Raw genomic sequence first — 12239 nt, forward strand, 5'->3', positions numbered from 1 at the left:
GCCCCGCCGGGGGCGGGACCCTGCCAGCGCGTCACATGCCCAGATCCCGCGCGATGATCATGCGCTGCACCTCGCTGGTGCCCTCGCCGATCTCCAGGATCTTGGAGTCCCGCCAGAAGCGGGCCACCGGGTACTCGTTCATGAAGCCGTAGCCGCCGTGGATCTGGGTGGCCTCCCGGGCGTTGTCCACCGCGACCGTGCTGGCGTGCAGCTTGGCGATGGCCGCCTGCCGCTTGAACGGCTCACCGGCGAGCATCCGCGCGGCGGCGTCGTAGTAGGCCAGCCGGGCGGTGTGCGCCTTCAGTTCCATGTCGGCGATCTTGAACTGGATCGCCTGGTAGTTGCCGATCGGCTGACCGAACGCGTGGCGCTCCTTCGCGTACTTGATCGACTCGTCGACGCAGCCCTGGGCCAGGCCGACGGCGAGCGCGGCGATGGCGATCCGGCCCTCGTCGAGGATCCGCAGGAACTGGGCGAAGCCCCGACCCCGCTCGCCGAGCAGGTTGGCCGCCGGCACCCGGCAGTCGTCGAAGGTCAGCTCGTGGGTGTCCGAGGCGTTCCAGCCGACCTTCGAGTACGCCGGCGCCACCGTGAAGCCCGGGGTGCCCGACGGGACGATGATCGTGGAGAGCTCCTTCGAGCCGTCCTCGCGGATCCCGGTCACCGCCGTCACCGTGACCAGCGCCGTGATGTCGGTGCCCGAGTTGGTGATGAACGCCTTCGAGCCGTTGATCACCCACTCGTCGGTCGCCTCGTCCAGGACCGCCCGGGTCTGGGTGCCGCCCGCGTCCGAGCCGGTGCCCGGCTCGGTCAGCCCGAAGCCGGCCAGGGCCTCGCCGCTGAGCAGCTTCGGCAGCCACTGCGCCTGCTGCTCGTCGGTGCCGAACCGGTAAATCGGCATCGCGCCGAGGGAGACCGCCGCCTCCAGGGTGATCGCCACGCTGGAGTCGACCCGGGCCAGCTCCTCCAGGGCCAGGCAGAGCGCGAAGTAGTCGCCGCCCATGCCACCGTGCTCCTCGGCGAAGGGCAGGCCGAACAGGCCCATCTTGCCCATCTGGCGGATGATCTCGTACGGGAAGGTGTGCTTCTCGTAGTGCTCGCCGATGACCGGGGCGACGACCTCGCGGGCGAACTCCCGCACGCTCTCCCGCAGCGCCTCTTGTTCCTCGCTGAGCCGGAAGTCCATCTGATCCTCCTGGTGGGACGTCCTCGGTGGACGGGCCGCCGGGCGCTCGTGACGCCGCGTCGGGTGGTGCGGGTCGGGGCAGGTCAGACCGGGGTGACGCCGTGCCGGCGCCGGGAGAAGTGCCGTTCCTTGCCACGGGCGGCGGTGAAGCGGCGGACCAGCTCGTCGCGGAGCTCGTGCGGCTCGACGATCGCGTCGATCACCAGCTCGCTGGCGAGCCGGACGACGTCGATGTCCCGCTCGTACTCCTCGCGCTTCGCGGCGACGAAGGCGGCCCGCTCGTCGGCGTCGGCGATCGCGGCGATCTTGTTGGCGTAGACCGCGTTGACCGCGGCCTCGGCGCCCATCACCGCGATCTTGGCGGTGGGCAGCGCGATCGTGGCGTCCGGCTCGAAACCGGGGCCGGCCATCGCGTAGAGGCCCGCGCCGTACGCCTTGCGGACCACCACGCAGATCTTGGGTACGGTCGCCTCGGAGATCGCGGTGATCATCTTGGCGCCGTGCCGGATGATGCCCTGCTTCTCCACCACGCTGCCGACCATGAACCCGGGCACGTCGCTGAGGAAGAGCAGCGGCACGTTGAACGCGTCGCAGAGCTGCACGAACCGGGTCGCCTTGTCGGCCGAGTCGACGAAGAGCACTCCGCCCTTGAACATCGAGTTGTTGCCGACCACGCCGACGACCTCGCCGTTCAGCCGGCCAAAGCCGATGGTCAGCTCCTTGGCCCAGAGCGCCTGGATCTCGAAGAAGGAGCCGTCGTCGAGCAGGCCCTTGACGTACCGGCGCATGTCGAAGGCCTGCCGCTCGCTGGCCGGAACCAGCGCGGCCAGGTCGACCTTGTCGGACGCCTCGACGGCCTCGGCGGCCGGCGGCTGCTGCGTCCAGTTCGCCGGCAGGTACGACAGGTAGCGCCGCACCACGTCCAGCGCGTCGGCCTCGGTCTTGCAGAGGAAGTGCCCGACGCCGGACTCGGCGCAGTGCACCTTCGCCCCGCCCATCGCTTCGAGCGTGGTCTTCTCGCCGGTGACCATCTCGACCATCCGGTCGGAGCCGAGGTACATGCTGGCGTTGCCGTCCACCATGGCCACCACGTCGCAGAACGCCGGGATGTACGCCCCGCCCGCCGCGCTCGGCCCGAACAGCGCGCAGACCTGCGGGATGGAGCCGGAGGCGCGGACCTGGTTCCAGAAGATCTTGCCGGCGCCGCGCCGGCCGGGGAAGAGGTCGACCTGGTCGGTGATCCGGGCGCCGGCCGAGTCGACCAGGTAGACCATCGGCACGCCGGTGGAGTACGCCCGCTCGATGATCCGGATGATCTTCTCGACGGTACGCGCGCCCCAGCTGCCCGCCTTGACCGTGGAGTCGTTGGCCATCAGGCATACCTGCCGGCCGTCGATGGTGGCGGTGCCGGTGACCACGCCGTCGGCGGGCAGGCCCTCGGCCATCGCGTTGGCGTAGAGGCCGTCCTCGACGAAGGAACCCTCGTCGACCAGGAGCGCGACCCGCTCGCGGGCGAAGAGCTTGCCCTTGGCGGCGTTCGCCGCGTGGTACTTGTCCGCACCGCCGGCCCGGGCGCGCTTGCGCAGCTGCTCCAGTGCCTCACCGTCGAGCGTCACGCCGACTCCCTCGCCACCTGTGCCGGCCACCTCGTGAGCGCACCGACTGACCTGAACGATCGTTAGGCTAGCGCATCCGGGACCCCTCCGACGACCCACCGCTCGGTTGGCCGGGCCACCCGGGAGTCGACCGCGCGTGGGCGTGTCGCGCTCCGACCCCGTCCCGCTCCAGGCGGGGATCCGGCGGGCGTGGGATCAGGCGGGCCGGAAGATCAGGCGGGCAGCGGGGTGAGGCGGGTGCGGGGGCCGGCGCGCAGCACCCCGGAAGGGAGCTTCTTGCCGAGCAGCTCCTCGGCCAGCTCGGCCGCCTCGATCAGGGCGTCCAGGTCGATCCCGGTGTCGATGCCCATGTCGTGCAGCATGTGCACCGCCTCCTCGGTGGCCAGGTTGCCGCTGGCCCCCGGGGCGTACGGGCAGCCGCCGAGGCCGCCGACGCTGGCGTCGAACTCGGTGATCCCCAGCTCTAGCGCGGTCAGCAGGTTGGCCAGCGCGGTGCCCCGGGTGTTGTGGAAGTGCAGGAGCACCGGGACGTTGGCATTGCGGTCGCGTACCGCGGTGATCAGCTCACGGACCCGGCGGGGCGTACCCATGCCGGTGGTGTCGCCGAAGGCGACCCGGTCCGCGCCGTCGCGGACCACGCGGTCGACGATGCCGGCGACCCGGTACGGGTCGATGTCCCCCTCGTAGGGGCAGCCGAAGCTGGTCGCCACGATCACCTCGGCCCGGGCGCCCGCGCCGTGCAGCAGGTCGATCAGCTCGGCGATGTCGTCCAGGGACTCCTCGGTGGAGCGGTTGACGTTGCGCCGGTTGTGCGTGTCGCTGGCCGAGACCACCACCTCGATCTCGGTGAAGCCGGCGGCCAGGGCCCGCTGGGCGCCCCGGGTGTTCGGCACCAGCGCCGAGTAGCGCACGCCGTCGACCCTGGTGGCCCGCTGCCACACCTCGTCAGCGTCGGCCATCTGCGGAATCGCCTTCGGGTGCACGAACGACACCGCCTCGATCCGCCGTACCCCGGTCCGGGAGAGGGCGTCGAGCAGTCGCACCTTGGCGTCGGTGGGGATCGGCTCCTCGTTCTGGAGTCCGTCCCGCGGCCCGACCTCACGGATCGACACGGATGTTGGCAGCTGGCTCATCGGTCACCTCACTGTGACGGGGTCCTGGCGGGTACCGCAGCGTCCTTTGCTCTGCTGCGGCGGAGGCAACGGTCATCGTCCGGTATCCGGACACTCGGTGTTGCTTCCAGGGAAGCAGAGCAAAGGATGCCGTGCCATCGTCCCTCACCCCGGAAGCCCCGGCGGCCGGGCCGCTCGCTGACCCGGCCCCCGGAACGACTCAGCGCATCCGGCCCACGATGCCGGTGTCGTAGTCACCGGAGACGAACTCCTCGTTCTCCAGCAGCTCGGCGAAGAACGGGAGGTTGCACTTCGGGCCGGTCAGTTCGAAGTTCGCCACTGCCGCCTTGGCCCGATCGATCGCCTCGGCGCGGGTCGCGCCGCTGACGATCAGCTTGGCCATCAGGCTGTCGTAGAACGGGGTGACGGTGTTGCCGGCGACGTAGCCCGAGTCGACCCGCACCCCCTCACCGGTCGGCTCCACCCAGGTCTTCACCACGCCGGGGCCGGGCAGGAAGCGCTTCGGGTCCTCGGCGTTGATCCGCAGCTCGATGGCGTGCCCGCGCGGGGCGAGCGCGGCCGGGTCGAAGGTCGGCGCCAGGCCGGCCGCCACCCGCAGCTGCTCCTCGACCAGGTCCACCCCGTAGACCAGCTCGGTCACCGGGTGCTCCACCTGCAGCCGGGTGTTCATCTCGAGGAAGAAGAACTCGTCGGTGGCGGGATCCAGCAGGCACTCGACGGTGCCCGCGTTGCGGTAGCCGACCGCCTCGCCGGCCCGCACGGCCGCCGCCAGGAAGCGCGACCGCAGCTCCGGGGAGACCGCCGGGGACGGGGACTCCTCGACCAGCTTCTGGTTGCGCCGCTGCACCGAGCACTCCCGCTCGCCCAGCGCCACCACCCGGCCGTCGGCCAGGCCGAGGATCTGCACCTCGACGTGGCGTACCCGGGGGAAGTACCGCTCCAGCAGCACCGAGCCGTCGCCGAACATCCGCTCGGCGAAGGCGCGCACCTTGTCGTACTCGGTGCGCAGCGCCGCCTCGTCGGTGGCCACCCCCATGCCCATGCCGCCGCCGCCGGCCGCGGCCTTGACCATCACCGGGTAGCCGATCTCCGCGGCGGCGACGACCGCCGCGTCGAGGTCGGCCGCGGGCTCGGTGGTCCCGGGCGCGACCGGCACCCCGGCCGCCGCCATCAGGTTCCGGGCGTTGATCTTGTCGCCCATCGCGGTGATCGCGTCCGCGCCGGGCCCGACCCAGATCAGGCCGCTGGCCTCGACGGTACGGGCGAACTCGGCGTTCTCCGACAGGAAGCCGTACCCGGGGTGGATCGCCTGTGCGCCGGTGGTCTTCGCGGCGGCGAGGATCGCCTCGACGTTCCGGTAGCTCTGCGCGGGGTTGGCCGGGCCGACGCAGACCGCCTCGTCGGCCTCGGTGACGAACGGCAGGCCGGCGTCGGCCTCCGAGTGCACCGCGATCGCGCGGATGCCGAGCCGCCTGGCGGTACGGATGATCCGGCGGGCGATCTCGCCCCGGTTGGCGACCAACAGCGACTCGATCATGTTTCCTCCCAGCGTCCGGGGGTGGGGACGGGTGACAGGGAACCATGAGCCGCCCGTTACTCACGAGTCGCCCGGCCCCCGGGCGGAGTGTCAGGCGGGGTCGGTGGGGGCGAGCAGGGCCGCCAGCGTCGCCCCGCGCAGCAGCGCCGCGCGGCGCCGCCGGTCCACCTCACCGCCGAGGAACGGCGTCGAGTTCATCAGGCCGAACGCGGCGTGGGCCAGCACCCGCGCCTCGCCGTCCGGCAGGCCGGGGTGCAGCGCGGTCAGCACGCTCACCCACTCCTCGACGTAGAGCCGCTGGAGCTTGCGGATGCGACGGCGCGGCTCGTCGGGGAGGCGGTCCAGCTCGTGCAGGTGCAGCGCGATCACCGCCGGGTTGGCCAGCGCGAAGTCGACGTGGAAGTCGATCAGCGACTCCAACGCTTCACGCGGGTCGTCCGGGTGGCCGGCGGCGCGGTCCTTCCCGCCGGCGAGCAGCCCCTCGCTGACCGGGATCAGCGCGGCGGCCAGCATCGCCTCCTTGCCGGCGAAGTGGTGGTAGAGGGCCGGCCCGGTCACCCCGGCTGCGGCGCCGATGTCGTCCATCGACACGCCGTGGTAGCCCCGGGCGGCGAAGAGGCCGACCGCGATCTCCAGGATCTCGTCGCGCCGGGACCGGCGCCGACCCGCGCCCGCCGCGCCGCCCGCCCCACTCCGCGCCTGCTGCTCCACCGCCACCGGGCAAGCCTAGACCGCGGGCGGAGCGTGGTGGAGGCTCGGTTACCCGTCGGTCGGGTTTGACCCTCGAGTGGGTCGAGCCCCGAGGCTCGGCGGCATGACCGCTTCCCCACTCGGCCGGGACTACCGGCTGCTCTGGTCCGCGACCGTCTCCTCCCGGTTCGGCGACGCCCTGCGTACGCCGGCACTGGCCCTGCTCGCCGCGACCCTCACCCGCGACCCGCGCGCGATCGCCGCGGTGACCGTGGCCGGGCAGCTCCCGCCGCTGCTCTTCGGCCTGCTCGGCGGGGTGTACGCGGACCGCTGGGACCGCCGCCGGACGATGGCCGCGGTGGACGGCCTGCGGGCGACGGTGGTGGCCGGGCTGGCCGTCGCGGTGGCCACCGGCAGGGCCGACCTGACGGTGCTGGCCGGCGCCGCGTTCCTTCTCGCCGGGCTCGGCGCGCTCTTCGACGCCGCCGCCTTCGCCCTGCTCCCGGCGGTGGTCCCGCCGGCCGCCCTACCCCGGGCCAACGGCCGCCTCCAGGCCGGTACGGCCGTGGCCGGCGGCTTCCTCGGCGCACCCCTGGCCGGTCTGCTCTTCGCGGCCTCGCCCCCGCTGCCGTTCGCCCTGGACGCGCTCAGCTTCACCGCCGCCGCCCTGCTCATCCTCGCCCTCTCCACCCGCCCGGCCGGAACCGCCGCCACCCGCCCGGCCGGAACCGCCGAGCACATCGGCCCGGCTGGCGGCCCTGGTCAGGAGCCAGGGGGTCGGCCGTCGGTGTGGCGGGAGATCGGGGTGGGGCTGCGGTTCCTGCGGGGCGAGCCAATGCTGTGGCGGCTGACCGTGCTGACCGCCGGCAGCAACCTGGCGATCAGCGGGCTGCTGGCGGTACTGGTGCTCTATGCGCTGGACGTGCTGCGCGTCCCGCCGGGCGGGTACGGCCTGTTCATGACCGCCGCGATCCTGGGCGGGCTGGCCGGGGCGCTGGGTGCCGGTCGGCTGGCCGCCCGGTCGGGGACGGTCGTCGCGTTGCGCCTCGTGCTGGCTGCGCAGACCGTCGCGCTGACCGTGTTCGCGCTGGTCCGCCAGCCGGTCGCCGGCGGTGTCGCGCTGGCCCTCTTCGCCGCCGGCAGCACGGTGTGGAACAGCCTCTGGGCGGCGTACGGGCAGCGGCACGTGCCGACCGGGCTGCTCGGTCGGGTGGGCGCGGCGCAGCGGATGGTTGGTCTGCTCACCGCGCCCGTCGGGGCGGCGTTGGCCGGACTTGCCGGGGCGGCGTACGGGGTGGGACCGGTGGTCGGGGCGGCGGCCGTGGTGTTCGGGCTGGTCAGCGCGGTGGCGTGGCGGGTGTTGCGAGCGGAGCCGGGGCCGCGGCGCGCCACGCCCCGAGGAGCTGCCGGCGTCCCGGCGGCTCGGCCTAGCCGGGGATCGACTCCCGGTGGGTGAGGCCGGAGAGGTTCATCGCGAGCCGCTGTCGGGCCGGCGGGGCGGCGGAGACCGCGCGGAGCAGCAGGTCGCGCAGGGGTCGGCCGGCCGGGGGCAGGGTGGCGAGACGGGTGAGCCGGCCGGCGAAGCCGACCACCTCCTCGGCGAGCGGGCGGCGGGCCTCGGCGTACCGGTCGAGGACGGCGTCGGGCGCGCCGGCGAGCACCTGGGCCAGCGCGTCGCCGAGGGCGACCGCGTCGCAGATGCCGAGGTTCATCCCCTGCCCGCCGGCCGGACTGTGCACGTGCGCGGAGTCCCCGGCGAGCAGCACCGGCCCGGCCCGGAACGTGTCGGCGATCCGGTGGTGGATCCGGAACCGGGAGCCCCAGCGCACCTCGGTCACCCGGTCCGGCCGGCGCTGCGGGCCGCGCTCGTCGAGCAGGGCCTGGAGCAGGGCGGCGTCCGGGTCGCGGGGGGCCTCGCCCACGGCGGCGACCAGGCGGATCAGGCCGTCGGGCAGCGGCGCCCAGACCAGCGGCCCGGAGCGGGCGAGGAAGAGCGAGACCTCGTCGCGGGGCAGCGCGCTGCGCACCCGGACGTCGGCGAGCAGGAACGACTCGCCGTCGCCCGCCGGCCCGGGGAAGTCGATGCCGGCCAGTTCGCGGACGGTGCTGTGCATGCCGTCGGCGCCCACCACCCAGCGGGCGCGCACGGTGGAGCCGTCGGTGAACCGGACCACCGCGCCGACGCCGTCGCGGTCCAGGCCGCTCATCCGGTACGGCCGGAGCACCCGGCCGCCGAGCGCGGTGAGCCGATCGGCGAGCACCGCCTCGGTCTCGGCCTGGGAGACCAGCAGCGCGTACGGGAAGCGGGACGGCAGGTCGCCGAAGGGGACGCTGAGCAGCACCCGGTCCCGGTCCCGGACGGTGAACCGGGCCGAGCGCAGGCCCCGGTCGGTCAGCGGCGCAGCGGCGCCGATCCGGTCCAGCACCTCCAGGGTGTTGGCGTGTACCACGGCGGCGCGGGAGGTGGTCGCGGGCGCCGCCGCCCGGTCGACCACGGTCACGTCCACCCCGTGACCGGCGAGGGTCGCCGCCACCGCCAGGCCGGTCGGGCCGGCTCCGATAACCAGGACGTCGGTCTGCTCGGGCAGCATGTCCCACCTCCGTTTGCCAACAACTGTTTGCCAACGCTTGTAGGCAAGACTAGGCGCGGCCCGGCTACGAAGTCAACGCTTGTTGGCCTACAGTCGTGGACATGACCGCGCCGCCCACCCGACGCTCGGACGCCACCCGCGCCGCGATCCTGCGCGCCGCCCGGGAGCGGTTCGCCGCCGACGGGTACGAACGTGCCACCATCCGGGCCATCGCCGCCGACGCGCGGATCGACCCGTCGATGGTGATGCGCTACTACGGCAGCAAGGAGGGCCTCTTCGCCGCGGCGGCCGAGTTCGACCTGCGGTTGCCCGAGCTGGCCGACCTGCCCGCCGACCGGATCGGCGAGGCACTGGTCCGGCACTTCCTGGACCGCTGGGAGGGCGACGGCACCCTGGTCGCACTGCTGAGGACGGCCAGCACCAACCCCGGCGCGGCCGAACGGATGCGGACGATCTTCGCCGACCAGCTCGGCGCGGCGGTGGCCCGTACCGTCGCCGACCCGGCCACCGCCGCCCGGCGGGCCGGCCTGGTGGCCAGCCAGATCCTCGGCCTGGCGTTCACCCGATACGTCGTGCGGCTGCCCCCGGTGGCCGACGCCGACCCGGCGGAGCTGGTCGCCTGGGTGGCGCCGACCGTCCAGCGCTACCTCACCGGGCCGGCCCCGCGATGACGAACGGCCGCGACCCGAGGGGTCGCGGCCGTCCGCCTGGTGGGTCCGTCAGCCGGCGAGACCGCCCGGCTGGTCGCCCTTGACGACGGGTGCCCGGACCAGGTTGCCCCACTCGGTCCACGAGCCGTCGTAGTTGCGCACCTGCGGATAGCCCAGCAGGTGGTGCAGCACGAACCAGGTGTGGCTGGACCGCTCACCGATCCGGCAGTACGCCACCACGTCGTCCGACGGGCTCAGCCCGAGCTGGTCGGTGTAGATGGCCCGCAGCTCGTCGGCCGACTTGAAGGTGCCGTCGTCGTTCGCGGCGGACTTCCACGGCTTGCTCACCGCACCCGGAATGTGCCCACCGCGCAGCGCGCCCTCCTGCGGGTAGTCCGGCATGTGCAGCTTCTCGCCGGTGTACTCGGCGGGCGAGCGCACGTCGACCAGCGGCCGGCCGGCGGCGACGTGCGCCATGACCTGCTCGCGGTACGCCCGGATCGGCGCGTCGTTGCGCTCCGGCACCGGGTACTCGGCGCGGGGGCGGGTCACCTTCTCCCGGGTCAGCTCGCGTCCCTCGGCGATCCACTTCTGCCGGCCGCCGTCGAGCAGCCGCACGTCCGGGTGGCCGAAGAGGGTGAAGACCCAGAGGGCGTACGCGGCCCACCAGTTGAAGTTGTCGCCGTAGAAGACGACCGTGTCGTCGCGGCCGATGCCCTTGGCCGCGCAGAGCTCGGCGAAGCTCTTCGCGTCGAGGTAGTCCCGGGTGACCTGGTCGTTCAGCTCGGTGTGCCAGTCGACCTTGACGGCGCCCGGAAGGTGACCGGTGTCGTAGAGCAACACGTCCTCGTCGGACTCCACCACGACGAGGCCCTCGTCGCCCAGGTGCTCGGCCAGCCACTCCGTGGTGACCAGGCGCTGCGGATCGGCGTACGACTGGAGGCGGGGATTCGGATCGCTCGGCACAGGCATGAGCCCCAAGGTACGCCGGATGTCAGGGCGAGGACCGGCCATCCGCGATCGGGCGCAGCGGATGTGGCGGCGCACACGTGACAGTGGGGAACCCGCTCACCACAGAGGATCGAGATGACCGTACGGCAAGAGACCGGACCACCCCGGGTCGTCCCGACGGCCGTGGACGACTTCACCGACTTCTACCAGGCGCACTTCCACCGGCTCGCCGTACAGCTCTACGCCTATCTGGGAGACCACGCCGAGGCGCAGGACCTCACCCAGGAGGCGTTCTGCCGGCTGCTGGAACGCTGGGAGCGGGTGAGCGGGTACGACGACCCGTCCGCCTGGGTCCGCCGGGTCGCCTGGAACCTGGCGACCAGCCGACTGCGCCGGGTCCGTACCGCCGTACGCCACCTGGCCCGCCAGCGCGAGGAGCACGTGGCCGGACCGGAGCCGGACCGGGTGGCACTGGTCCGGGCGCTGGCCACGCTGCCGGCGTCCCAGCGTCGGGCGATCGTGTTGCACCACCTCGGCCAGCTGAGCACGCGGGAGATCGCCGAGCAGGAAGGTGTGGCGGAGGGCACCGTCCGCTCCTGGCTGTCCCGCGGTCGCGCCGCGCTGGCCACCCACCTCACCGAGCGACCGGAGGATCCCCATGCCTGAGACCGCGGTGACGGAGCTGTTCGCCGACTTCGAGGCGGACGCCCTACCCACCTTCCGCCCCCCGGGGGTGGCGGTGGCCCAGCGCCGGGTACGCGAGCGTCGCCGGCGTCGCCGTGGCCTGCTGGCCGGACTCGCCGCCCTGCTAGTGGGCGCCCCGACGGGCGTACTCGCCGGCGTCGGCCGCGACGGCACCCCCCGACCCACGCCACCGGCCCTGGTGTCAGGCCCGTTGCCCGAGCGGACGGTGGCCGTGCCCGGGGCGACCGGCCGCCTGACCGACCTGCGCCTCGTCGACGCACGGCACGCCTGGGCGCTGTTGAACGGCTGCACCCGGGAGGCCACGGTCGGCTGCCGGCAGACGGTCGCCCGGACCTCCGACGGCGGCGTGACCTGGCAGGGCCGGGGCATCCCGGATTCCGACGGCAGCGGCCAGTTGATTTCGAACGCCCCGGAGCAGCTCGTCCTCGCGACGCGTCGCGAGTACCTCCTCCTGTCCGACCGTTTCGTCGCCGGCCTCGACGACAGCCTCCGGCGGGTCCCCACCGACGCGGCCGTGCCGCTGGATGCCGAGAAGGCCTGGGCCACCCCCGGCGGATTCCGGCTGACCTGCCCGGGAGAGCAGCAGGAGTGCGCTCGTTTCGAGCTGGTCCGGGTCGGCTCGGGCAGGCTTCGGCACCAGCCGCCACTCTCCCTCGACACGGATGCCGCGCCCCAGCTCGTCGAGGGCGGTGACGGCCGGCTCTGGCTGGCCACCATGAAGGACGGCCGGTCGACGGTGGTGGTCAGCGACAACGGCGGGATCACCTGGCAGCGGCTACCGGTGGTACCGGCGGAGACCCGTCCCGCCGTCTCGCCGGACGGCACTGAGGTCTGGCTGGTCGACAGCGGCCGGGGTGGGGTGTGGCGGCTGGTCGGCGACCGTTGGCAGCAGCGTCCGGGTCTACCGAACGTGCCCCTCGACGGCGGGTTCGCCGCGGCCGGCGACGGGGCGATCTTGGTCAACAGCCACGGGCGCGTCGGGTTCTGGATCGACGGCCGCTACGTCGACCAGCCGGCCCTGCGGGACGCGCTCGCGCACAGCGGGAGCAGCGTGGTGACGGTCAGCTCGTTGCCGGACGGCACGATCGTGCTCCAAGGCGACGGCACCTGGCGGATCGTCGGGGTCGGCTCGGGAGTGGACCGCACCTGGACCCGGTTCTCCTGACGGTCGGCCTCCGGC

11 protein-coding genes are annotated in these 12239 nt (G+C 73.4%); 4 read left to right on the forward strand and 7 right to left on the reverse strand.

The genetic code is table 11. The features are described from left to right. Window positions 1-31 precede the first annotated feature (31 nt). From AC5RWQ_RS04430 to AC5RWQ_RS04450, 5 genes are all read right to left on the reverse strand, one after another. Window positions 32-1186: an acyl-CoA dehydrogenase family protein gene (locus AC5RWQ_RS04430; RefSeq protein WP_494281448.1), complete on the reverse strand. Its 1155-nt coding sequence runs from the start codon at window positions 1184-1186 to the stop codon at window positions 32-34. A gap of 83 nt (window positions 1187-1269) precedes the next feature. After that, window positions 1270-2802 (reverse strand): acyl-CoA carboxylase subunit beta, encoded by a 1533-nt coding sequence (locus tag AC5RWQ_RS04435; protein ID WP_494281449.1) that lies wholly within the window; start codon window positions 2800-2802, stop codon window positions 1270-1272. Between the two features lie 212 nt (window positions 2803-3014). Next, window positions 3015-3935: a hydroxymethylglutaryl-CoA lyase gene (locus AC5RWQ_RS04440; protein ID WP_494281450.1), complete on the reverse strand. Its 921-nt coding sequence runs from the start codon at window positions 3933-3935 to the stop codon at window positions 3015-3017. Window positions 3936-4134: 199 nt separating this feature from the next. After that, window positions 4135-5472 (reverse strand): acetyl-CoA carboxylase biotin carboxylase subunit, encoded by a 1338-nt coding sequence (locus AC5RWQ_RS04445; RefSeq protein ID WP_494281451.1) that lies wholly within the window; start codon window positions 5470-5472, stop codon window positions 4135-4137. A 90-nt stretch (window positions 5473-5562) separates the two neighbouring features. Further along, window positions 5563-6189: a TetR/AcrR family transcriptional regulator gene (locus AC5RWQ_RS04450; protein ID WP_494281452.1), complete on the reverse strand. Its 627-nt coding sequence runs from the start codon at window positions 6187-6189 to the stop codon at window positions 5563-5565. Between the two features lie 97 nt (window positions 6190-6286). Between AC5RWQ_RS04450 and AC5RWQ_RS04455 the strand changes: the two genes are divergently transcribed. Then, window positions 6287-7618 carry an MFS transporter gene (locus AC5RWQ_RS04455; RefSeq protein ID WP_494281453.1) on the forward strand — a complete coding sequence of 444 codons (1332 nt, stop codon included), beginning with the start codon at window positions 6287-6289 and terminating at the stop codon, window positions 7616-7618. Here the strand turns inward: AC5RWQ_RS04455 and AC5RWQ_RS04460 are convergent. Next, on the reverse strand, window positions 7590-8753 hold the full coding sequence (locus tag AC5RWQ_RS04460; protein WP_494281454.1) for an FAD-dependent oxidoreductase: 1164 nt from the start codon (window positions 8751-8753) through the stop codon (window positions 7590-7592). The two genes, AC5RWQ_RS04455 and AC5RWQ_RS04460, sit on opposite strands and share 29 nt — an antisense overlap. A gap of 101 nt (window positions 8754-8854) precedes the next feature. Between AC5RWQ_RS04460 and AC5RWQ_RS04465 the strand changes: the two genes are divergently transcribed. After that, complete coding sequence (locus AC5RWQ_RS04465; protein WP_494281455.1) at window positions 8855-9424, forward strand: TetR/AcrR family transcriptional regulator; 570 nt, start codon at window positions 8855-8857, stop codon at window positions 9422-9424. Window positions 9425-9472: 48 nt separating this feature from the next. On the opposite strand, the gene AC5RWQ_RS04470 is transcribed toward AC5RWQ_RS04465, so the two are convergent. Then, a complete protein-coding gene (locus AC5RWQ_RS04470; protein WP_494281456.1) occupies window positions 9473-10375 on the reverse strand; it encodes a sulfurtransferase in 903 nt (300 codons plus the stop codon). Window positions 10376-10489: 114 nt separating this feature from the next. Between AC5RWQ_RS04470 and AC5RWQ_RS04475 the strand changes: the two genes are divergently transcribed. Next, entirely contained in the window at window positions 10490-11020 is a 531-nt protein-coding gene (locus AC5RWQ_RS04475; protein WP_494281457.1) for an RNA polymerase sigma factor, read from the forward strand. After that, a complete protein-coding gene (locus AC5RWQ_RS04480) occupies window positions 11013-12224 on the forward strand; it encodes a hypothetical protein (protein WP_494281458.1) in 1212 nt (403 codons plus the stop codon). Before AC5RWQ_RS04475 ends, AC5RWQ_RS04480 begins: the two co-directional genes overlap by 8 nt. Window positions 12225-12239 lie beyond the last annotated feature (15 nt).

This window comes from Micromonospora sp. BS32 (assembly GCF_059089345.1).